The following is a 22,753-nucleotide window of genomic DNA, read 5'->3' as shown; positions in this document are numbered from 1 at the left end:
TCATCAAAAAACCGTCCTCGCAAGTGAAGACGGTTCGATTCTCTTATCGTTTGAGCCTGTTTTGCTGATAAGCAAAATGGTTGGTAGGTCCATGTCCAGCTCCAATATTCAAAGGGAATTTGATGGCTTCATGGACAAAGGTTTCTGCTGTTTCAAAAGCCTCTCTCATGGAGTATCCTTTCGCAATTTCAGCTGTTAATGCCGCTGCAAACGTGCAGCCTGTGCCATGTGTATGTGGGGTATCAATATGTTCGTTTGTGACTTCTATAAAGCCTTTTCCATCATACAACAGATCTGTTATCATACCGCCAGAGGGGCCGTGTCCCCCTTTGATCACGACATGTTTCGTACCAAGCTCATATAGACGTTCCGCTGCTAGATAGCGATCCTCTTTTGTCTGAATGCGCATGCCTGTCAGCACTTCTGCCTCAGGAAGATTCGGCGTTACGGCATAGCTGACAGGCAGCAAGTGTGTTTTCAACGCAGAGACCGCATCTTCATTTAATAAAGAAGCCCCTCCCTTTGCGATCATGACTGGATCGACAATCAGCTTCATCTCATATTGAACCGTTTTTTCAGCAACCGTATTGATCATTTCGGCACTCCACAGCATTCCTGTTTTGACGGCATCTGGCCGTAAATCTTCTGCCACTGCATCTATTTGGCGCTCTAACGCCTCGATTGAAAGTGGATATATCCCGTGAACGCCAAGTGTGTTTTGCGCTGTAATCGCTGTAATCGCAGACATTCCATATACACCGAGCTCCTGAAAGGTTTTCAAATCTGCCTGAATGCCAGCTCCGCCGCCCGAATCAGAACCCGCGATTGTGAATGCTTTTTTGATCGTCATTTCATCACACCTCTCATTAGCCAATCCATTGATGATAAATGGTTCTTGCTTTGGCCATATCATTTGTACCATGTACAAGTGCTCTGCCATCTTTAAATAAAACAAGCTTATATTCATCCTTTTGACAAGAAAGTAAATACGGATTTTCAAGCACATCCATTCCTGCTTTCTTTAAGCGAATAGCCACTTCGTGTAATGGCGGCGGGATTTCAGCAGCACTGCGGATTTGTACCGTATTGCGGCCGCATAGTACATCTGCCTTCGCTCTCTTGTCATAGGAGAGAAAAGGATATGTCTTCAGCCCACAGCTTGGACATTGCTTCTTCTTTAAGGAACTGGCTGATCGGATGTCAGATCGTTCATTGGTCCATAAATCAAAGGATCTTAAAATTGGCGTCACTTGATGGCCTGTTAAATATTTAAGGGCATCTGCCACTTGATATGCCGCCACCTGCTGCACCACTGGACTAATGATACCGGCTGTATCACAGGTCATGCCTTGTGCGGGTAAATGTTCAAGCAGGCAGTGTAAACATGGCGTCTCACCAGGAATCACAGTGAATTGAATACCGTAGCTGGCTACACAGGCTCCGTAAAGGAACGGAATTTGATGTTTGACAGCAGCATCATTTGCAATCATCCTCACCTCAAAATTATCCGCTGCATCCACGATAATCGAAGCCCCGCTGACAAGTTCATCAATATGTTGAGCGGTCACATCGATGACAATTCCTTTGACATGCACGTCACTGTTCACCTGCTTGAGTCTTTTTTCAGCCGCCACAGCCTTTGGCAGCCGATCATGCACATCTTGCTCCGTGTAAAGCTGCTGTCGCTGAAGGTTGCTCCATTCAATATAATCTCGATCCAAAATGGTGACAGATCCAACGCCAGCACGAACGAGCATTTCAGCACTAGCTGTTCCAAGTGCCCCTGCACCAATAATGACAGCCTTTGAGTCTTTTAACCGCTTTTGCCCCTCTGTGCCGATTGGCTGAAAGAGCTCTTGGCGCGAATAACGTGTGCTCAAAATGCCGGCATTCCTTCCTGCGGACTGCTTGCTGTCCCATAGTTTTTCAAAGGAATCCGTCCTGCCTCGAAGCCTAGTCTTCCTGATTCAATCGCCAGTTTCATGGCTTTTGCCATTTTCACAGGGTCCTTTGCACCAGACACAGCTGTGTTCAGTAATACAGCGTCAGCCCCTAGCTCCATCGCATAAGCTGCATCCTTTGGAGAGCCTACACCAGCATCAATAATCACCGGTACCTTCGCCTGCTCAATAATAAATGAGAGATTCAGAGGGTTTAGTAAGCCTTGCCCTGAACCAATCGGAGAAGCACCCGGCATGATGGCATGGACACCGAGCTCTTCTAATTTTCTCGCCAGCACCACATCATCAGATGTATATGGCAGCACGATAAACCCTTCTTCCAATAGCCTTTCAGATGCTTTTAACGTTTCGACTGGATCTGGCAGAAGAGACCTTGAGCAGCCAATGACTTCTACCTTGATCATGTCACACAGTCCAGAAGCCTTCGCTAAACGAGCAATACGAACTGCCTCTTCCGCAGTACTTGCACCAGCTGTATTCGGAAGCAGCGTATATTTTGATAAATCAAGCTGCTCCAAAAAATTAGGCTGAGATGCTTCGAAAATGTTCATTCTTCTCACAGCAAAGGTTAAAATTTCTGCTTCTGATACGTTCACGGCTTCTTTTTGAACTTCAAATGATGGATACTTCCCTGTACCAAGTAATAATCTTGATGTGAATGTTTTTCCGCCAATGTGCAGCATGTTGTCATCCTCCTCCTACAAAGTGAACGATTTCAATCGTGTCATTAGATTGAATTTTTACTTGTTGAAACGCTTCTTTGTCAATAATTTCTTGGTTCTTTTCCACGATCACTACTCTATTTTCAAGCTGATAGGCTGATAGCAGATCATAGATCGTTCCATTCTCTTGATCGAAATCAACGATTCTGCCATTCAATTGAATTTTCATACAAACAGTGCCTCCTTTCGGCCAATACGAAACGCGTGAAACCATTCCTTTTTGACCGGTTCACCCAATATCAGGTCGCGAATGATCTCTCCAGTAATCGGGGCAAGTAAAATGCCATTTCTGTAATGCCCTGCAGCAAAAAGAATACGCTGATCTTCTGGGTGTCTTCCAATGTAGGGATGCCGGTCGCTTGTCGCCGGGCGAAGACCAGCCCAGCACTGATCAATCGGCATCTCCTTGATCGAAGGCATAAGCTGAGACGCCTTTTGAATCACAGCTTCGATGCCGCCAAGCGTTGGAACAGCCTGCCATTCGTTTGGCTTCATCGTTGCACCAACGACCAGTTTGCCGCTATCTCGTTGAACGATATAACAATGATCATGGTAAATGGTGTGCGCGAGTGCTGGACCATTATTCCATACAGACACACACTCCCCCTTTACTGGATAAAGAGAATGAGTTAATCCAAGCTCTTCAAAAAAACGGCCAGACCATACACCACTCGCTACAGTCAGATCATCACATGTGAATGTTCCCTTCGTTGTTCTAATCGCTAACGCTTCTTTCTCCCGCTTCACTTCGATCACGGGTGTACATTCTTTCACATCTGCCCCGAACCTTACCGCCGCCTGCCAAAATGCCCGGCATACCGCATAAGGTTCGACATGAACATCCTCTTTAATCAAACCTGCTCCTAAGATGTTATCTGCCATTTGAGGCATGCATTTTTTTACGCTGCTTGCGTCCAGCCAATCAAATGTAGACAAATACTGCATCCGGCAAAGTGCTTGTTTCTCTTCTTCTGTAAAGGCTACCTTCATGATACCGCCCGCTGATGTCCGAATATCAATGCCAGATTCATGCTGTAGATCGACTTTTAACTTCTCGTACAATGCCTGGCTTGCTCTGCCTGCTTGAAAAAAAATATCCTCATGACCCTCTCCTTCAGCATGTGCACCGAGCATCCCAGCAGCCGCACTTGTCGTTTGCTTCCCTACCTCATTCGCCTCAAGTAAGACGACATGCTTTCCTGCTTTTGCAAGGTGATAGGCAATGGACATCCCTATGATTCCACCACCAATGATTGCAACGTCATAATGCTTCTTCATAAGGATGCTCCTTTACCTGTTTAGAAAATGCTTGTGCCATCATGCGCGGCTGATGATGAGTAAAAATTCCAGACATGACAGCAATCCCTTTCACATTCGCGTGTTTCAATTCTGGAATGCGGTCAGGTGTCAATCCACCGATCGCCACCACTGGAATAGACAGTGCAGATGTCAGTTCTTTCACAAGCTGTACGCCTCTTGCCTGAAGTCCTGGTTTACAAGTGGTGTCATATACGTGCCCAAACATGACATACTCTGCTCCATTTTTCTCCGCTGCTTTCGCTTCTTCTATCGAATGAACAGAGACACCCGCATGAAGGTGAGGGAATTTTTGCCGCAGCTCTTTTGGCGAAAAGCTATGGCCTGGGAGATGTACCCGGTGAATATTGGTGAGCAGTGCAACGTCTACTCTGTCGTTGATGATGAGCTTCTCTTTCGGTACACCTTCTAAAAAGAGTCTTTTCACGAGATCAACAAGCTCACTTGCTGTTTTAGACCGTTCCCGGATATGAATAAAATCCACTTCAGGTGCGATGGCTTTTATTTGTTTGATCAGTTCATCCACAGGAAGCGAATCATTTGTCACTGCGTGGAGTTCCATTTGCACCAACCCCATCTAAGCATGCTGTTTGCCATGTTTCTTTTTGATACGCCATTTCCCAGAAATGGTACTCGTAATAGCTTGAAATCACAAAATTTTCTTTCATATTGGCCCGTACTTGTTCTGACGCTTTTTCGGCTAGTTCATCAAAGCGGTTGACCTGTTCAAAGACGAGCTCCTTAAACCAATCCCCTCCATATGTCAAAATCCATTCCTGATAAATCGGATGGTCAGGTGTGGTTTGTTTCAGCTTTTCACCCACCTCATAATATAGCCAGTAGCACGGCAATAACGCGGCTAAAATCTCTTCAAATCGCCCGCTTTTCACAGATCGGTACATATGAGAGGTATACGCATAAGCAGTGGGAGAAGGCTTAAAGTTCTCGATGGCTTCATCTGAAATCTGCAAAAGCTCTGTGAACTTTCTATGCAGCGACAGCTCTGCTTCATACGTACCCTGCGCATGATACGCCATTCTGCCCGTCGTATGTAAGTCCTCACTAATCGCTGCGCCATATGCTTGCACCTTTGCAAAATGAGTTAAATAATATGAATCCTGCATCACATAATACGTGAAACGATCGAGTGAAAGCGTGCCATCTCCAATCCCTTTGACAAATGGGTGTGTGAAGCTTCCATTCCACCATGTTGCTGCTGCTTCTTTACATTCAGTTGAAAACGTCATGTTTCTCTCCTCCTGTTTTTCCATATAAAAAAGCCACTTTCCGCGTGGAAAGTGGCTTGGAATTTGTAAAAAGCATAGTCAAAAACCGCACCACTTCCCTACGCAGGTATGAACCTGTTCAGGTAATGAGGGTCTAAAAGTCGACACTTTTATCTCAGCCCTTTTAAAGGACTCCCCTAGTGGATCAAATATATGATGTTGTACTTCTATCTTAATCAGGAATTGTTCATTGGTCAAGGGTTCATTCTTACTCTAATTGGGCTCTTAGTCCTGCCACATACTCACGAGAGCCTGACACAAGCACACGGTCGCCGCTTTTAAGCGTCGTATCTCCATGTGGTACTAAGCTGTCTACCCCTCTGAAAATACGGACAAAGACCAAATCACCGGTAAACGGAAATTCCCTCAGCATGACATTGTGATAACGATGATTGTTCATTTGAATTTGATACAAAGAAGTATCCTCATTTGTTAATAATCGAATCGCATCCGGTGCTTCAATCAAGGCTCTTAGCACCGTTTTAGATGATAGGAAATTAGAAAACGTATCAATGCCTGCTTCCTTCAATGTCAGCTCTGTCTCAGCTTTGTTGACACTAGCAATGACTTGTTTCGCTCCTTCTTCCTTTGCAAATAAAGCAATTTCCTTATTTTTCGTCTCACTGCCTGTTGCGACGACGAGGACATCCTCCTGGCCAACGCCTGCCTTTCGCAGCGTCTCATCGTCGTACTCTTCAATCGATTCGACTTCAAAGATGGAGTCAGCAAGCAGCGCTTCTTTATTTTCTTGAAAGACATGTAAAATCCGAATATCATATTCATTCTGATGTAAATCAAGTGTGACAGGTAAGGTCAGCTGATTTGCACCAATAAAGGTCACACGTTTTTTATGGCTCGCAGCTTGTTCTTTTTTAAACAGCGCTTTAAACCAAACAGGCGTTAAAATACTCGTCAGTACCGCGACTAGAATCAGCGCTCCAGACATTTTATGGTCAATGACTCCGAGCCGCTCCCCTATCGTCGCAGCTGCAATGACGAGTGATAGCGTCGATGTTAATAAAAAGCCAGAACCGATCACTTTTTTCATGTCATACCATTTTTTCAAATAAAGAATCGGGATGAGCTTACTAACCAGTAATGCAATAAACAGCAGCGGGATCATGATCATAATGGTTGGGTCCTTGAACAGTGCCCATATATTTAAATCCACTCCGACCATCACAAAGAAGATGGGGATCAAAAATCCGTAGCCAAATGAATCCAGCTGCTGGACAAGCTCTTTATTCGGCGAAAGAAGGGACACAAGTACGCCCGCTAAAAACGCCCCAAGAATATTTTCAGCACCGAGTGATTCAGATAAGGCAACTAAGACTATAATGAGAGTAAAGATCGCCCTTGTCCCAATTTGCACGGTCCCTTTTGACATGGACTGAAAAATCGACTTTGTCTTAAATACGCGGCCAAATAAATAAAGCAGAATGCCCGCAGCAAATAATAAGAGCAGAAGCCACATATTCCCTGTACCATCGCCATAAATGGAGGAAAACACAGCAAGTAAAATCATCGTCACCAAATCAGCAATGACGGCGACAAGCAAGATGATTTGACCGATATTCGTCTGCATTAACTTTTCCTCTTTTAAGGTGGGAACCACGACCCCTAATGAGATGGTCGATATAATGAGTGTCATTAAAAAGGCATTTTGGATAAACCCTGCAAGTACAAACGCATAGGACAGGATAAAAGAAATACTAAATACGCCAAGAAAAATAATCGTGGCTGCCTTAAACGTATTTGGTTCTTTTAGACCATTTGGCAGTTCTCGTGCTTTCTTCTTTGACTCAAAAGAAGAAAAATCTATTTCAAGTCCACTTAAAAACATCAGAAAAATAAAACCGAGCATGGATAACGTGTCTAACCATGCATCATGTTCAACTACCAGTTGAAGACCGCTTTTTCCAATGATGAGCCCCATGATGATTTCAGCAACAACGACCGGAATGGTCAGCTTAAATCGGTGCAATAAAAGTGGGGTGAAAAAGGCGACAATAATAACGACAACGAGTGATGAAACAGATGTATGCTCCATTGGCTAAAGCCTCCTAACATTGATGTTTAATCTTTTAAGTTTTACGTTAAAGCATTGATTCTAACAATTGCCTAAATGAAAAGAAAGCCATTCGTTATATGTTCTAAAATTCAAACTTCTTTAACCCCGGTGAATGGATGAGAAAGATCAGGAGGAAATCTTATGAAATTTGATATCATTGGAGATATCCACGGCTGCTACGAAGAGCTGCTTACCCTCATACACAAACTAGGATACGAGCTCAAACATGGATTACCCGTCCATCCTGATAAGAGAACGCTAGCCCTTGTCGGTGATTTAACAGATCGAGGCCCTCAGTCAGTAGATGTGATGCGATTTGTCATTCATGCCTACGCACACGGCGCGATCCGCTACGTACCTGGCAACCATTGCTTTAAGCTTTATCGCTATTTGAAAGGAAATCCCGTGAAATTACTTCATGGCATCGAAACCACAGTGAACGAAATAAAAAAGCTGCCCCTTCATGAACAAACCAAATTGTCACATGAATTTAAGCAGCTATTTGAGAAGGCTCCGCTTTACGATGTACTCATTCCTGATGAACTGATTATTGCTCACGCAGCGATGAAGGAAAAGGACATTGGAAGAAAGCCGAACAAACAGATGCGATCCTATCTATTATTTGGCGCGGTCACAGGAGAAACATGGCCAGATGGACGACCTGTGCGGAAGGATTGGGCAAAGGAATATCGCGGAAAACCGTGGATTGTATACGGACATACACCAGTGAAAGAACCCCGATTCGTTGGCAGAACCGTCAATATTGATACAGGCTGCGTATTTGGCCACCGGCTGTCTGCCCTCACATATCCTGAGCTTGAAACGGTCTCTGTTCCTTCCTCTATGCCTTATGACGATTCAAGGTTTCAGCAATTCACATCATAAAAAAACCCGGTCCTGCGCTTGCAGGTAGCCGGGTTTCTCTATTTAAAGCAGCATGATTTCATGTCTTCAGGAAGCGGAGCCGAGAATGTCATTTCCTCCCCAGTCATCGGATGAGGAAAGACAAGAGTCTCACTATGCAGTGCCTGACGGTCCATCCGCTCACTCGTTCCGCCATATAGCGTATCTCCGATGAGCGGGTGACCAAGATACTTCATATGAACACGAATTTGATGTGTTCTCCCAGTTTCAAGTGATAGAGCCACATCTGACATGTTCAACTCAGCGTCCACCGCTCGCAATGTAAAATGCGTCACTGCTTCCTGTCCAGTATCATCGACCATTCGCTCGATGATACTATCTCCTTTTCGGGCAATTTTTGCACGAATGGTTCCATACTTTTCCGAGATCATGCCATGTGTAAACGCTCTGTATGTTCGTTTGACCGCTCCACTTTTTTGCGCCTTTGATAAAAGGCTGTGGGCAAAGCGATGCTTGGCCACGAGCATGACGCCCGATGTATCACGATCAAGGCGGTTCACCAAATGAACCGTCAGCCGAACAGACTGCTCTGCATAATGGTGCAGCAATCCATTCGCAATACTGTGCTCTGGGTGTTCCCGAGAAGGAATGGACGGGATATATGGCTTTTTATTCAGCACAAGGACATGCTCATCCTCAAATAAAATATCAAGCGGAATCGGAGCAGGCTTCAGCCCTTCACTCACTTTTTCCTCTGGGAATAAAATGGTGAGCCTGTCTCCGTTATGCAGCTTGTATCTCACAGTCACATGCTCTCCATTAATGAGGAGATCACCGCCATCAAATTTAATATCCGTCAGCATCCTTTTCGAAATGCCAAGATCTATTAAATAATCCTTTAAAAGCAGCCCTTCTTCTTTGGCTGTCATGGTTTTGTTTAGCGTAAAGTATTCCAGCGAGAACGACCTCTTTCTTATTCTCCTTTTCCGATAAAGGAATCTTGCACCCTTTTCCAAAACGGAAATGGTCTAAATCGGGCAAAACGGACATTCTCATCGGCTACCCGGCATTGAATGGATTTGACGTCCTTATGTAGCAGCGTCAAATGATCAATGGTTACTTGAAAATCGACATCATTCATCGGTTTAATGACACAAGTATGGTGGTCTGGCAAAATAAGCGGTGAACCGACCGTTCGAAACACTCTGTTGTTGATTGAAGCCATTTCTGCCAGCTGAATGGCTCTAATGGAAGGATGAATAATGGCGCCTCCAAGTGCTTTATTATAGGCTGTACTGCCAGACGGTGTAGACAGACAAAGACCGTCACCTCTGAATGTTTCAAACAGCTGACCCCTAATTTCAACATCTGCCACAAGCGTCCCTTCCATACTTTTAATCGTACATTCATTCATTGCTAAATATTTCTCTTCTCTGCCGCCGTCGTTGTATCTGACAATGACTTCTAAGATCGGATATTCCACAATGTGATAAGGCGTTTTCGCAATAGCTAAGACGAGTTTTTCAATTTCACTTGGCACCCAGTCAGCATAAAAACCAAGATGACCTGTATGAACACCGACAAAAGCTGTTTCATTCAGACGGTCGCTATAACGGTGAAACGCATAAAGAAGGGTGCCGTCTCCACCAACCGTAATGACAAGATCCGGTTCCTCTTCGTTGAGTTCCATCCCGAAATCCAATAAGTAGGTCTGAATTTTATTTTTGAGTGTGTCAGATACAGAATTCCCTTTCGAAGAAACTGCAAATTTCATGAATTCTTCTCCTTTTCCACCTTGCTGCTATGAGAGGGCAGCATCATATTTGATCAAGCTCAGGTCAGCTGTCATTTTTCTTTTTCCGGGAAAATGCCACTTGTGCTTCTTGAATTTCCCCTCTAATTTCAGACATCTCATCATCAAGAAGAGATGCTGCCTCAGAAGCTCTTTGAAGGCGCAGCTTGACTTTCTCCGGGATATTCCCGCTATATTTATAATTCAGAGAATGCTCAATGGTCGCCCAAAAGTTCATCGCAAGTGTACGAATTTGGATTTCGACGAGGAGCTGCTTCTCTCCGCTGATCGTTTGCAGCGGATATAACACAACAAGGTGGTACGAACGGTATCCGCTTTCTTTATGTTCTGCAATATAGTCGCGTTTATCAACAACCACAAAGTCTTTTCGTGACTGGAGCATTTTTTTCACCACTTGTATGTCTTCTACAAACTGGCACATAATGCGAAGCCCAGCAATATCCTGCATCGTTTCAATTTCATGCATCGGGATGTTTTTACGCTTTGCCTTTTCTAATATGCTGGCAACAGGTTTCACTCGGCCTGTGACAAATTCTACTGGTGAATGGTCATCCTCGAATTCATACAGCTTTCGAATGCCTTTTAGTTTCACTTTTAATTCTTCGACTGCTTGTTTATACGGTGCGAGGAATTGATCCCATTGTTTTTTGTCCATGAAACTTCCCCCAATTCCATATACCTAATTATTTCAGAGGAATGTGCTCTTCACTTTCTCTTCCATATCTCCGTAATTGGCATTGTCTTTAATATTGTCGATTAAATAATGTAATTCTTGATGAAGCTGAATGAGTTCTAACGAATGTTCTCCCGCTGCCAAATAGACAGGGATGTCAAGATTCATTGCTTCTTTTAATGGAGCCCATGTATGTTCCCCTAAGATAAGATACGAAAAGGACTCCTCGTTTTCAAGTATGTAAACGAACGCAAAGTGATCAGAATCAACAAGCATTTGTCCTGATGCTTTTGCTTTTTGGATTTGCTCTTCTGACGTGGTCGTCAAAATTAGCCTGTCTTCTTTTAAAGTTGCTTCTGTGATTTCAATTCGGTTTTGCATCATGATCTCCTTTACAACAAAGTACAGCTTTATTTTATCATATCAAGTTCAATATTGATAAACCGAACTTTTTGAGAAAATCCTATTTTCTTCTTATAAATGATCCTTTCACATGATTCTCCATTTATTTTGGCACATGTGGAAAGAGAAATAAGAGATAAAAACAGTCTTTTACATGATGAACACACTTCGTGTACAATAATCATATTTCCTCTAAATGAAAGGTTGATGTCAAAATGGCACAGGAAATTGAAATAGAGCTAAAGCAATTGTTAATGAAAGAAGAATTTGAACAGCTGAAACAACATTTTCAATTGAAGGATTCGGATTTTCACACACAAACCAACTATTACTTTGATACACCTCAATTTGATATAAAATCTCAATTCGCTGCACTAAGAATGAGAGAAAAAGACGGTCAGTGGGTTCTCACGTTAAAGGAACCACACGAAATAGGCTTGCTCGAAACCCACCAAACGATCTCTCCTCCTTCAAGCCTTGACGATTTTCAGCTGCCAGAAGGTGAAGTAGCTGACAGGTTAGACCATCTGAACATTCAAAAGGATCAAATTGTGTATTTTGGTTCACTTGAAACATCAAGAGCTGAAAAAATGATCAAAGAAGGCTTAATTGTTTTGGATCACAGCCGATATTTAACAGTAGAGGACTATGAACTTGAATTTGAAGTGAGCGACCTGGAAATCGGACAAGCCGCATTCTCCGCATTGCTCCAAAAATTCCAAATCCCTGTACGAAACACGAAAAACAAAGTCGTACGTTTTTATGAAGAGAAAATGAAAACACAGAATAGATGAATTCCTTGAAGGAGGAACATGATGAACGTCAATCAACTTCAATCCTTTATGCAGCTTCAAGCGCTTAAAACGTTACAATTAGACCCTGGACAAACACAAATACCGGCCGGCCAAGAATCGAATGCACAAGCTTCATTTCAGTCGCTGCTGCAAGATTTTTTAGGCGGATCAGAATTATCACGCCTGCCGCTTTCTATTTCTGCGTTTATGGGAACGGACCCATCAACGGCTCCGAACACGCAATACGCGCGTACAAACCCATACTTGTCTGCTATCGCTGGCAGTGAGCAGCTTCAATCTCCATCTTCATATGCGAATGACGCTCAATTGAATACAGCGAACGGCATTGGTAATGTCTTAAACAACAGCTACACGCCGCCGCTTCAAAAGGCTGTTTCAAACGGCTCATCATCAAAAGAAATTAATCAAATCGTGTCACAAATGGCTCAAAAGCATGGCGTTCCAGAGAAGCTGATTCATGCGGTCATCAAGCAAGAATCCGGCTATCGTACGAATGCGGTCAGTCATGCAGGCGCACTTGGCCTCATGCAGCTTATGCCATCTACTGCTAAGTCACTTGGTGTGAATAATGCCTTTGATGCGGCCCAAAATATCGAAGGCGGCACGAAGTATATAAAACAAATGCTTCAGAAATATAATGGAAATGTCTCACTTGCCTTAGCTGCTTATAATGCAGGCTCAGGAAATGTTGATAAATACGGTGGCATACCACCATTTAAAGAAACACAAAATTATGTAAAGAAAATCACAGCGCAATATTTCGCTTAAACCGAAGAGAATAACCTCTTCGGTTTTTTGTATGTCGCTTTTCACCCTTTTTTGACTGAATGTGTTATGATATGGTCAATTGATCACGGAACCCGCCTCACCCCTTATTTCCAATAGACCAAAGCGGTTTGTTTGTGGAATTGAGTTGAGGTTGTTAAAATAAGTATACAAGAATAGAAACAATAAAATAGAACAAACTGAATATCACTTTTGAAATAAATGAATTCACAATAGGGCGCTTCATCCTATTAACTACGAGTAAAAGGAGTAGTCAACATGGTACAATCGTTTAACGCACCTTACGAAGCGGTTGGAGAGGAACTTCTATCGCAACTTGTTGATACTTTTTATGAAAATGTAAAGTGTCATCCTTTGCTTCATCCTATTTTCCCGGATGACTTAAAAGAAACAGCAAGAAAACAAAAACAGTTTTTAACTCAATATTTAGGCGGACCCCCGCTTTATACAGAGGAGCATGGCCACCCTATGCTGCGGGCGAGACATCTCCCTTTTCCGATTACTGAGGAGCGGGCTGACGCATGGCTTGAATGCATGGAGGATGCGATGGATCAAGTAGGATTAACCGGCGATATTCGTGACTTTTTATTTGAGCGGCTTTCTCTAACGGCTCGTCATATGGTCAATCAAACACCTGAAAAGGATGGACGATCTTGAGCTGCAATACGCACGATCAATATTTCTCACACTGTCACGGACATCCTCAAAAGCCGATTGAAATCTATGTATTCATTGACCCTCTAAGTCCAGACTGCTGGTTATTAGAGCCATCCATTAAAAAATTGAAAATGAAGTACGGCCGTTTTTTCACTTTACGAACGGTGACAAGTTCTAGTATTAATGCATTGAATCGAAAACGAAAAAAGCATTTACTGACCGAAGCATGGGGGAAATTTGCTACCAAAACTCAGACCAAAAAAGAACAAATGCTGTCCGAACAAATTGTGACTTCACCCTACCTCGCCTCGCTTGCATTAAAAGCGGCTGAGCTTCAAGGCAGAAAATGCGGAATGAAGTTTCTGCGTCTCATTCAAGAATCACTTTTTTGCCATCAGCAAGATGTGACAAGTGAACATGTGCTGCTAGAAAATGCAAAAAGTGCTGGACTGGACATCGAGGAATTCCAGCGCGATATTCATTCTCAAAGTGCTGTTAAAGCACTACAATGTGATATGAAAATTGCAGCTGAAATGGACGTATCTGAGCTTCCGACCTTTGCCTTTTTTAATACAGTAAACGGGGATGAAGGATTAAAAATTTCAGGTGCGTACTCTTATGATGTATACGAGGAAATCCTTTTTGAAATGATTGGTGAAAAACCAACACCTTCAGAACGGCCTCCAATTGAATGGTTTATTGCTTACTTTCAATTTGCATCTGCAAAAGAGATTGCTGTCGTTTATGACCTGACACTTGAAGAAGTTGAACGAGAAATGAAAAAGCTGGCTTTCGCTAAAAAGGTAGAACGTGTACAAGTACATCAAGAAATGTTTTGGCGCTATAAAGTAGATGATCATCATTCAGATCTTGATCTCTACCGCTGTGAGAATGAACATGGGTGCTGACCCATGTTTTTTCTTCACCCTAAAAAGGAACATCCGTTCTATTTTTAGGCACGAAGAAACCGCGCCGGGATAAGCGCGGTTTCACTATGTCTTAACGACAACAAAGGGGATGGGAGAAATTTTTCACGGTCAAACAAAGGGGTAATGTTTGTATGTGATTAATTTCACATCTGTAGTATATCAAATTTTGTCGACTTATGACAACAGATATACTATAAGTTCATATTTTTGTCACAAAACATAAGAGGGTTGTCACTTTCATATAGTGAAAGTAACGAAAAAATGGAGGGATCTGCATGCGCAGCACAACCATTGGACTTGTTTCCATTGGCTTATGTTTCTTTTTAAATATATTAGGCTTAATGAAAATGCTTCCTCTTTATCTAACATCCCCACTCTTATTTGCTTCTATTCTTTTTACACTTTATCGAATGAACCACCGGAAGACCTTTAAGGGATTTAAAGGTTGATGATAAGGAACGGCCTCTACATGCGAAGAGGTCTTTTTTTATGAGAAAAAAACTCCTGTCAAAAGATGAGTTTGCACTCACACGTCTGACAGAAGTCTTTTCATCACTCACCCGTTTTAGAGATGAGCTCTTCCATTTCTTTCAGCTTTTCTTCGAACAATTGACATGCTGCTTTGATTGGTTCTTTGGAAGCCATATCAACACCTGCTTTTTTCAACACATTAATTGGATAATCAGAGCTTCCTGCTTTAAGGAAGTCTGTGTAGCGCTCCACCGCAGGTTTTCCTTCTTCTAATATTTGCTTGCTTAATGCCTGTGCAGCACTATAGCCTGTTGCATATTGATATACATAATAGTTGTAATAGAAGTGAGGAATTCTCGTCCATTCTAATCCGATTTCTTTATCCACAACCATGCCGTCTCCAAAATACTTCTTATTCAGGTCGTAATAAAGGTTCGTCATGAATTCTGGCGTTAAAGCCTCTCCTTCTTGTGCTTTCACATGAATCAGATGCTCAAACTCAGCAAACATCGTCTGTCTGAATACCGTTCCTCTAAATCCTTCTAATAAGTGATTTAGCACATACAAACGCTGCTTTTTATCATCTAGATGATTCAGCAGGTATTCGCCAAGTAACGCTTCATTTGTCGTAGAAGCCACTTCAGCTACAAAGATACTATAGTTTCCATACGGATATGGCTGATGCTTTCTTGTATAGTAGCTGTGGACAGAGTGCCCAAATTCATGAGCCAGTGTAAATAAATTATCAATATTATTTTGCCAGTTCATGAGGATATATGGATTTGTACCATAGCTTCCAGATGAATACGCACCGCTGCGTTTCCCTTTATTCTCATAAACGTCTACCCAGCGATTGCTCAGTCCCTCTTTTAACACGGACACATATTCTTCTCCTAATGGCGCTAACCCTTTTAGCATATAATCTTTTGCTTCATCGTAGGTTAGCTTCATACCAGCATCTTTTACAAGTGGTGTATACAAGTCATAATTGTGCACTTCATCAAGCTTTAATACCTTTTTACGCAATTCAATATAACGGTGTAATAACGGTAAATATTGATGAACTGTATCAATCAGATTGTCATATACTTCTTCTGGAATACTGTTCCGAGATAGTGCCGCTTCTCTTGCTGATTTATAATTTCGTACTTTTGCATAAAAATTATCCTTTTTAATCGAACCGCTCAGTGTCGAAGCAAGCGTGTTTTTATACTGATCATACGTTTTATACACAGCTTTAAAGGCATTCTTTCTCACTTCACGGTCATCACTGTTTAAAAATGTGATAAAGTTGCCGTGGGTAATCTTCTTTTCTTCCCCATTTTCATCCTTTACAGAAGGGAACGAAATATCAGCATTGTTAAACATACTAAAAGTAGTAGATGAAGTTGAGAGTGGTTCAGAGGCCTCAGCTAATAAAGCTTCTTGCTCCTCACTTAAAATATGTGGACGCTCTTTATTAATTTCTTCGAGAGCATGGGAATACAGTTTTAATTCTTCTTTTTCCAGAATAAACTGCTGCAATTTATCTTCTTGAATCGATAAAATCTCTGGAACAATATAAGCAGAAGTACTAGAGAGCTGTGTAAATAAATTCGATGCTTTATCATTCAGCGCTTGAAATGATGAGTTAGTTGTATCCTCATCGTATTTCATGTGCGCATATGTATAAAGCTTACCAAGCTTTTCAGAAAGCTGATCCTGAAAGGTTAGGGCTTCATACAGTACATCAGCAGAATGGGCCAGCTTGCCTTTAAATTGGGCTAGCTTAGGAATTTCTTTTTTGACAGCTTCGAATTCCTTGTTCCATGCATCAACGCTTTCGAAAATATCTTCAAGACGCCATTTGTTTTCTTCTTTTACTTCGCTTCTGTCTGGTAAATGGTTATTTTTGCTTTGTGAAGTCATATGAATCCCCCTTGCATAAGTTGTGTTGAACCAACCTTTCGGAAAGTGAAAGAAATTGGTGTTGTATTTATCTTCTTTGTTTTGAACTATATTTGTCAAATCATATGCAGAAATAAATACCAAACAGACTAAAAAAATGAGAAAAAAGCGTTTCTTTCTATTCAATCGCAGCACCACCTTTTTCTTATCATGATCAAAGTGGGCATGAAACATGCTAATGAAATAAGAAAGCATCTCGTTTGAACGCTTCATCTACTGTTCGTATCGGCATTTGATTCGACGCTACTTCATAATTACCCTCTTTCGTCATGTGTAAAAACCCTTGTCTGACAAGCGCCTTAACATATGCAGTGATGACCTCTTGTATTTCTTCTATAGAAACATCACTGTATCGGAGCTTTACTTCTTTCATCTGGACACACCGCTTGATTTCTTTCATCAGCAGTTGAACCGTTACTGGACTGCTTCCTTTTTTCCTCATCATCCAATCATACAGACACCCCTGCCAGACATAAACAGGACTTGTAAAAATATACGTTTCTTTCAGCGGGATAAATAATTCAGTTGGCAGAAAAGGGAAAGCCATTTGATGATGCTCATAGAAAATGTCTCTCAACCGTTTGCTTTCATTTGATAAAATGCGGGGAGGCCGCTGCCTAAATTGCTGTATACATCTAAGCCATTGCTTGTAGACTGGACGCTTGCTTGAGGGCTGAGATAGGAGCGCCGAAAGTTCGCGGTATGCTGTTGGCGGTCTGACAGTCATGGCGGCACATATTTTCGTTGGTTGAAATACGAGAAGTTGAGCAAGATGGATGAATCTATTCTGGAGCGGACAGTAAAAAATCAGACTCCCTTTCTGTGATTCCCTTAACATTCCCCAATGAATGGAGGAGAAGGAAAAGAGCTGGGCAGATATTCGCTTTAAACGATTTGCCCCTATTACCCATATAGGGATGAGCCCCGCTTCACGGAGTCCTGCCGTTCTTTTACGCAGCTCTTGCCGGGAAATATTTGAACATTGATATTCAATTGCATAGCTTGTTCCTCCAATAGAGACGGCCACGTCAGGACGCTGATGAACTTTTGACACATACTTTTCAAGCACCGGTTTATGTCCCAGCTGCTGAAGCCAATTCATGATGGCTTCTTTCCCCGCCTGATGATAAGCCGTTTCGCCTGAGGCTAGTGGACATGCTGTCAGCTGTTTATGTGCAAAATGATACACACGTTGTTCACCAAGCTTTAATTGCACCTCCTCCCTGCAATCAGGACAATAAAATTTGCATGTCGTTCTTACATGCTCCAGCCGGTTTTTCGATAAATGAAGTGTAATTCGAATAAGCTTTCCATTATCCATGATCGCTGTATTCATTCAGCTCGCCCCTTACTCTTTGATGACCGTATTATAGCTTGTTCGTCTATTAAGAAGCGAATAGGCAAAATGAACTTTTATCATGTCAAAACATGATTTTACTGATGTTTTCCTGAGGAAAATAAAAAAATCCCCTGATAAAAAGGGGGAAAATACAATCTTTATAGTAATGGTGATAATAATCTTGCTGTGGATTCAAACAGTCTTACCCTTAACGGTCTCTTTGCAAATTCTTCTGGGACAATTTCATGCGACTGCTCTAAATCACCTAAGAAGTCGTTCACGAGCTTCTCTGTGCTTTTCGTTTTATATAGGAAGGCATTCACTTCAAAATTCAAATGAAAGCTTCTCATATCCATGTTGGCCGTTCCTATCGAAGCCAGCTCGCTGTCCACAATGATAAATTTACTATGCATAAAGCCTTGATCATACTCATACACCTTTGCTCCTGCTTCTAAAAGCTCTGGGAAGTATGAACGGGACGCATGGAAGACGATCCGTTTATCTGGATTCTTCGGAGCAATAATCCGTACGTCTACTCCGCTTAATGCAGCAATTTTCAATGCAGACAAAATATCATCATCCGGCACAAAATACGGTGAAGCGATCCAAATAGACTTTTTGGCAGAGATAATCATGGAGAAAAAGAGATTTTTAATGACCTCCCACTGTTTATCAGGACCGCCAGCAATCATTTGTACGCCTTCTGTTGTGCTCTCAAGGTGGCTGAAATCTTTGAAGTAGTCCACACCTGCGCATCTCTCATTCGTCATATAGTACCAATCCTGCATGAAAATCTGCTGCAGGTCACGAACAGCTTCCCCCTTAATCATCAAATGCGTGTCACGCCAAAATCCATATTGTCTGCTTCTGCCCATATATTCGTCTCCAATGTTCAGCCCGCCGACAAATCCGGCTTCTCCATCAATCACGACAATTTTTCGGTGATTTCGGAAATTGATTTTATTATTTAACAGGGGGAGCCTGACTGGTAAAAACGGAACGATCTGAACGCCAGCCTTTTCGAGGTCAGCAATATATTGACGAGAGAGCTTTAAGCTTCCTACATCGTCATATAAAAAGCGGACAATCACGCCATTTTTCGCTTTATCAATTAGAATATCCTTTAATTCTTGCCCAAGGTCATCGTGGCGGAGAATATAATATTCTAGATGAATGTGATGTGTCGCTTTTTTGATTTCTTCAAAAATATGAGAGAATGTTTCTTCTCCATTGGTCAGGACTTTAGAGGACGTGCGATACGTAATAGGGGTATGTCCAAGTCTGTGGGCCAGCTTAAATAAGAGCTGCTGATGATCACCCATATGCGTCATTTTCTCAATCGCTTCTCTATGAATATGTTCATCTTCCTGGATTAACTGTTCGTCCAGGATGGCTTTCTTTTCAAACAGCCGGCGCTTTTTGATATTGCGTCCAAAGAAAATGTAGAACAAAAAGCCGAATAACGGAAAGCTGCCAAGCAGGACAAGCCACGTAATCGTTTGAGATGGATTCCGGTTCTCCAAGAATATGACAAACCCGATGAAGATAATCGATAAAGTGAATAGAACACTGACAGAGCTTAATACACTTACCGCTAAATCACCGGCAATTATTTGAATGACTAAATAAGCACCTATCGTAATGATAAGAAAAAATAGAACTTTGACTAAATTTCTCATTTCATTTTCTCCTTGCCGATCTCTTTATTTACCTATTCATTCAGATAAAAAAGCCGATTCCTCTATAGAAATCGACTTTTGTTGGTTACGAGAAGTGCTGTTGAATCGTTTCAAGGGCGTTTCCTTCGATAATCAGCTGACCGTATTCTTTCAGTCTGTAAATGCTGACCACTGATTCATGAGCATATTCAAGCAAAATGCTGAGCTTATTCTCCACTTGCTCATCTGACAAATCCTCGTGGAAGTCAACATATAGATAATAACGGTTTTCAAACGAATATAAACTTGTGGTAAAATCCTGCATATTTAATTGAGAAAGTGCAATCAAATCTTCAAAGTCATCCATTTTCAACACAAATTGAAGTTGAAGTTTTTTGTCTTTCTCATTATGGTCTTCTTGATCCTGCTCTTCTTTTTGAAAATCATCAAGCAGTGCGTCTAGACTTTCTTCATCTGTTTGATCTTTTTTATCTTCTGGAATCGGCAATTCGAGCTTTTGTCCATCTTTAGAAAGTTGGGCTTTCGTCACGACAATTTCAAGACCTTTGTCAAGTGCCTGCACTTGAATCCAAAGCGGTCCCTCTACTGCAAATTCTTCTTCTTCGTGCACTTCGTCCATTACTTCCCAAAACAGCTCTTCACTGCGTTCACGATTATACCAAATCTCTTCACGGTCAAATCCGCGATCTTCAATATCACCGTAGGAAATATAAAATTTCACTGTATGTTCATTAATTCTTTCAATTTCCATTTTGCCAACCTTCCCTTCTATATAAGATGTTGAAGGGACATACAAGCTCCCAATTAATAGTACTTTACTACACTTTACCCGTTCCGTCTACATGCTAACCGTTTAAAGAATTGAGGTATTACTTCGTACTATCTATTTTATGATAAAACATGAATAAAAGAAATAAAAACGCATTTTTTGCAGAGAAAACTTGCAGAAACATATATTTGAATTGTCTTCATATATTGGTTGTACGAGCTCTATTAGACATGAGGTGAAATGGATGGAAACAGAGTGGATCGTATCCTTACTAATGATTATTGGCATAGATCTGATTTTAGGCGGGGATAACGCGTTGATCATTGCGATGGCTAGCCGCAGCTTGTCAAATGACAAACGCAATAAAGCCATATGGATCGGCACACTTTTGGCAGTGCTGATGAGAATTATGATGACGGGTGCCGCAGTTTATTTATTGACCATCCCTTATTTGCAATTTATCGGCGGGCTTTTTCTCCTTTATATAGGATACAATTTGTTAATTGAACAAAAGAAAGAATCGATTCGCATTAAAAGCAGCGGCTCCCTTTGGCGTGCGGTTCAGACCATTGTGATTGCAGATCTCTTTATGTCACTTGATAATGTGATTGCAGTTGCAGGTGCGGCAAAAGGCAACATGCTGCTGACCGCTTTCGGCCTTATGATTTCAGTACCGATTATTATTTGGGGAAGTAAACTGATTCATGCCGCTTTAACCAAATTCCCGTTTCTTTTATACGGAGGAAGTGCTCTTTTGGCTTTTACTGGCGGTGAAATGATTGTTCGTGATGTGAAATTGAATGAATTTATGGCTCAGCATGCGACTCTCGAATTTATGCTTCCGTTTTTAACGGTCGTAATGGTCATTTTAGCCAGCCTATTTTACGAACAAACAGCTGAAAACAAATAAAAAAAGCTGCCAAATGATCGGCAGCTTTTCAATTTTCTATTAGTTAGCAAGTCGCTGAGCTTCTCTTAGTTGGAATGTACGAACCGTTCTTGGAAGGAAACGTCTAATTTCATCTTCATTGTAGCCAACTTGTAGTCTTTTTTCATCCAAGATGATTGGACGTCTTAAAAGACCTGGATGCTCATTGATCAGTTTATACAATTGTTGAAGCGGCATTGTCTCAACATTCACATTTAGCTTTTGGAATACTTTTGAACGTGTTGAGATAATTTCATCTGTACCGTCTTCAGTCATTCGAAGAATTTCTTTGATTTCATCGATTGAAAGAGGCTCAGAAAAGATGTTTCTCTCTTGATACGGGATATTGTGCTCTTCTAACCACGCTCTTGCTTTTCTACATGATGTACAGCTTGGTGATGTGTATAATGTTACCATAAATCTTCACTCCTCAATTTGTAGAATGAATATTGATCTGTATTCTTAAATTAAAATTGTTCTAAATAAGTAATCTTTATAGTGATTATACTATAAAAAAGTAAGTGTGAACAGATTTTCTTGCAATTTTTGTGACAAAAACTAGACAATTTCATTCATTTTGTGGTGCCGTTTGATGTCTGAACATTCTCATTTAGTCGAGATGATCGAAAATATTTTTTTGTTTTCTATTTTCAATGACCTTCAATACATCATCAACATCCTCATACGACTGCCCATACCATTCTTCATCTTTATACGTATGGATTCGTTCATAGGTCTTCCTCATAGCCTCCATCATTTCTTCCTCATTATCTGTAAGAGGCGACCAATAAAGGATTTCCATGCGGTTCACTTCATTTGTTGCAAGTGACCTGCGTTTATAACCGATTGATTCTGCGTGCTTGAAGTGCTCTCTTTGGTAAAACTTTAGGCGTTTTGCAGTATCTGCATCATCTTCATCTACAGGCTCGACCTCAAGCAAGATCGGTTTCTTTTTTTCCTTCAGCTTATGAATGAGCTTTGATCCGAGGCCTTCACCTCTTGCATCTCTGGAAACAAATAAATAATCAATAAAGATGAAAGAATCAAATTCGGCGTACATCATCACATGATGAGGTCCTTCCTCCTTATGATAAACATCACTTCTTTCCTTTAATAAAGCTTCCATATGCTCTTTTGACTTCATTTCTTCTATCGGGAAGTATTCACTGAGCTTTTCATACCAATTCATGGATCCGCTCCTTATGATATCGTTAAGAACCACTTCCTTAGATATTCCCGATTTCCTATTATTTAAACGCCTGTACTAGTAAGACGCAGCAAAGTCTTCACTAGTTTCACTTTTTTTCAAACAACAGAAAAAAGT

The 22,753-nt window shown here is 41.5% G+C and carries 25 protein-coding genes, 1 pseudogene and 1 riboswitch; of the genes and pseudogenes, 7 read left to right on the top strand and 19 right to left on the bottom strand.

All coding sequences use genetic code 11. The features are described 5' to 3' along the window. Nucleotides 1-43: 43 nt before the first annotated feature. The 8 genes from thiD to C6348_RS01410 all read right to left on the bottom strand — a co-directional run bounded on the left by thiD (nt 44) and on the right by C6348_RS01410 (nt 7,336). On the bottom strand, nt 44-850 hold the full coding sequence (gene thiD / locus C6348_RS01445) for a bifunctional hydroxymethylpyrimidine kinase/phosphomethylpyrimidine kinase (RefSeq protein ID WP_034663200.1): 807 nt from the start codon (nt 848-850) through the stop codon (nt 44-46). 16 nt (nt 851-866) lie between these two features. Then, nucleotides 867-1,880, bottom strand: a complete 1,014-nt coding sequence (locus C6348_RS01440) for a thiazole biosynthesis adenylyltransferase ThiF (RefSeq protein ID WP_034663202.1) — start codon at nt 1,878-1,880, stop codon at nt 867-869. Further along, a complete protein-coding gene (locus C6348_RS01435; protein WP_066031031.1) occupies nt 1,877-2,644 on the bottom strand; it encodes a thiazole synthase in 768 nt (255 codons plus the stop codon). The genes C6348_RS01440 and C6348_RS01435 overlap by 4 nt, the downstream gene beginning before the upstream one ends. 4 nt (nt 2,645-2,648) lie before the next feature. Then, nucleotides 2,649-2,852 (bottom strand): sulfur carrier protein ThiS, encoded by a 204-nt coding sequence (gene thiS, locus C6348_RS01430; RefSeq protein ID WP_034663206.1) that lies wholly within the window; start codon nt 2,850-2,852, stop codon nt 2,649-2,651. Next, nucleotides 2,849-3,961, bottom strand: a complete 1,113-nt coding sequence (thiO, locus tag C6348_RS01425; protein ID WP_106041590.1) for a glycine oxidase ThiO — start codon at nt 3,959-3,961, stop codon at nt 2,849-2,851. Before thiO ends, thiS begins: the two co-directional genes overlap by 4 nt. Further along, nucleotides 3,945-4,562, bottom strand: coding sequence for a thiazole tautomerase TenI (tenI, locus tag C6348_RS01420; protein ID WP_034663211.1), 618 nt, complete (start codon nt 4,560-4,562; stop codon nt 3,945-3,947). The genes thiO and tenI overlap by 17 nt, the downstream gene beginning before the upstream one ends. Next, nucleotides 4,537-5,247 (bottom strand): thiaminase II, encoded by a 711-nt coding sequence (tenA, locus tag C6348_RS01415; protein WP_066031032.1) that lies wholly within the window; start codon nt 5,245-5,247, stop codon nt 4,537-4,539. Before tenA ends, tenI begins: the two co-directional genes overlap by 26 nt. Before the next feature lie 78 nt (nt 5,248-5,325). Next, a riboswitch (TPP riboswitch) is annotated at nt 5,326-5,435 on the bottom strand. 59 nt (nt 5,436-5,494) lie between these two features. After that, entirely contained in the window at nt 5,495-7,336 is a 1,842-nt protein-coding gene (locus C6348_RS01410; RefSeq protein WP_106041588.1) for a monovalent cation:proton antiporter family protein, read from the bottom strand. A 162-nt stretch (nt 7,337-7,498) separates the two neighbouring features. On the opposite strand from C6348_RS01410, the gene prpE reads away from it, so the two are divergent. Further along, nucleotides 7,499-8,242, top strand: a complete 744-nt coding sequence (prpE, locus tag C6348_RS01405; protein ID WP_066031034.1) for a bis(5'-nucleosyl)-tetraphosphatase PrpE — start codon at nt 7,499-7,501, stop codon at nt 8,240-8,242. 38 nt (nt 8,243-8,280) lie between these two features. Here prpE and C6348_RS01400 read toward each other — a convergent pair whose 3' ends face one another. The 4 genes from C6348_RS01400 to C6348_RS01385 all read right to left on the bottom strand — a co-directional run bounded on the left by C6348_RS01400 (nt 8,281) and on the right by C6348_RS01385 (nt 11,088). After that, on the bottom strand, nt 8,281-9,150 hold the full coding sequence (locus C6348_RS01400) for an RluA family pseudouridine synthase (protein ID WP_066031035.1): 870 nt from the start codon (nt 9,148-9,150) through the stop codon (nt 8,281-8,283). A gap of 44 nt (nt 9,151-9,194) precedes the next feature. Next, a complete protein-coding gene (locus C6348_RS01395; RefSeq protein ID WP_060596013.1) occupies nt 9,195-9,995 on the bottom strand; it encodes an NAD kinase in 801 nt (266 codons plus the stop codon). A gap of 64 nt (nt 9,996-10,059) precedes the next feature. Then, a complete protein-coding gene (yjbM, locus tag C6348_RS01390) occupies nt 10,060-10,689 on the bottom strand; it encodes a GTP diphosphokinase (protein ID WP_034663227.1) in 630 nt (209 codons plus the stop codon). A 33-nt stretch (nt 10,690-10,722) separates the two neighbouring features. After that, entirely contained in the window at nt 10,723-11,088 is a 366-nt protein-coding gene (locus C6348_RS01385; protein ID WP_034663228.1) for a UPF0738 family protein, read from the bottom strand. Between the two features lie 236 nt (nt 11,089-11,324). Here C6348_RS01385 and C6348_RS01380 point away from each other — a divergent pair, with 236 nt between their 5' ends. The 5 genes from C6348_RS01380 (at nt 11,325) to C6348_RS18995 (ending at nt 14,745) form a co-directional block, all read left to right on the top strand. Then, nucleotides 11,325-11,903, top strand: coding sequence for a CYTH domain-containing protein (locus C6348_RS01380; RefSeq protein WP_106041586.1), 579 nt, complete (start codon nt 11,325-11,327; stop codon nt 11,901-11,903). Between the two features lie 21 nt (nt 11,904-11,924). Then, the gene (locus tag C6348_RS01375; protein ID WP_066031036.1) at nt 11,925-12,692 is read left to right on the top strand and encodes a lytic transglycosylase domain-containing protein; all 768 of its coding nucleotides are present in this window, start codon (nt 11,925-11,927) and stop codon (nt 12,690-12,692) included. Nucleotides 12,693-12,968: 276 nt separating this feature from the next. Further along, nucleotides 12,969-13,367 (top strand): globin domain-containing protein, encoded by a 399-nt coding sequence (locus tag C6348_RS01370; RefSeq protein WP_008355333.1) that lies wholly within the window; start codon nt 12,969-12,971, stop codon nt 13,365-13,367. After that, nucleotides 13,364-14,275, top strand: coding sequence for a ClpXP adapter SpxH family protein (locus C6348_RS01365; RefSeq protein ID WP_034663234.1), 912 nt, complete (start codon nt 13,364-13,366; stop codon nt 14,273-14,275). Before C6348_RS01370 ends, C6348_RS01365 begins: the two co-directional genes overlap by 4 nt. 296 nt (nt 14,276-14,571) lie before the next feature. Next, nucleotides 14,572-14,745: a hypothetical protein gene (locus tag C6348_RS18995; RefSeq protein ID WP_034663238.1), complete on the top strand. Its 174-nt coding sequence runs from the start codon at nt 14,572-14,574 to the stop codon at nt 14,743-14,745. Between the two features lie 103 nt (nt 14,746-14,848). Here C6348_RS18995 and pepF read toward each other — a convergent pair whose 3' ends face one another. From pepF to C6348_RS19255, 5 genes and pseudogenes are all read right to left on the bottom strand, one after another. After that, entirely contained in the window at nt 14,849-16,675 is a 1,827-nt protein-coding gene (gene pepF, locus C6348_RS01360; RefSeq protein WP_282067363.1) for an oligoendopeptidase F, read from the bottom strand. A gap of 214 nt (nt 16,676-16,889) precedes the next feature. After that, nucleotides 16,890-18,050 carry a competence protein CoiA gene (locus tag C6348_RS01355; protein ID WP_106041584.1) on the bottom strand — a complete coding sequence of 387 codons (1,161 nt, stop codon included), beginning with the start codon at nt 18,048-18,050 and terminating at the stop codon, nt 16,890-16,892. A gap of 161 nt (nt 18,051-18,211) precedes the next feature. After that, nucleotides 18,212-19,732 carry a cardiolipin synthase gene (cls, locus tag C6348_RS01350; protein ID WP_106037857.1) on the bottom strand — a complete coding sequence of 507 codons (1,521 nt, stop codon included), beginning with the start codon at nt 19,730-19,732 and terminating at the stop codon, nt 18,212-18,214. An 85-nt stretch (nt 19,733-19,817) separates the two neighbouring features. Further along, the gene (mecA, locus tag C6348_RS01345) at nt 19,818-20,483 is read right to left on the bottom strand and encodes an adaptor protein MecA (protein ID WP_012009573.1); all 666 of its coding nucleotides are present in this window, start codon (nt 20,481-20,483) and stop codon (nt 19,818-19,820) included. Then, a pseudogene (locus C6348_RS19255) lies at nt 20,450-20,570 on the bottom strand (hypothetical protein); the annotation flags it as partial. The gene mecA and the pseudogene C6348_RS19255, both read right to left, overlap by 34 nt. A 175-nt stretch (nt 20,571-20,745) precedes the next feature. Between C6348_RS19255 and C6348_RS01340 the strand changes: the two are divergent. Next, nucleotides 20,746-21,411: a TerC family protein gene (locus C6348_RS01340; RefSeq protein ID WP_034663251.1), complete on the top strand. Its 666-nt coding sequence runs from the start codon at nt 20,746-20,748 to the stop codon at nt 21,409-21,411. A gap of 39 nt (nt 21,412-21,450) precedes the next feature. Here the strand turns inward: C6348_RS01340 and spxA are convergent, their stop codons facing one another. Both spxA and C6348_RS01330 read right to left on the bottom strand, forming a co-directional pair. Then, the gene (gene spxA, locus C6348_RS01335) at nt 21,451-21,846 is read right to left on the bottom strand and encodes a transcriptional regulator SpxA (RefSeq protein ID WP_003211421.1); all 396 of its coding nucleotides are present in this window, start codon (nt 21,844-21,846) and stop codon (nt 21,451-21,453) included. Between the two features lie 193 nt (nt 21,847-22,039). Continuing rightward, a complete protein-coding gene (locus C6348_RS01330) occupies nt 22,040-22,618 on the bottom strand; it encodes a GNAT family N-acetyltransferase (RefSeq protein ID WP_060596005.1) in 579 nt (192 codons plus the stop codon). Between the last annotated feature and the right edge of the window lie 135 nt (nt 22,619-22,753).

Origin of the sequence: Bacillus sp. YBWC18 (assembly GCF_002998775.1) — a bacterium.
In the GTDB taxonomy this organism is placed as follows: domain Bacteria; phylum Bacillota; class Bacilli; order Bacillales; family Bacillaceae; genus Bacillus.
The sequence above is the reverse complement of the archived record's forward strand: the minus strand, read 5'-3'. Positions and strand labels throughout refer to the sequence as shown.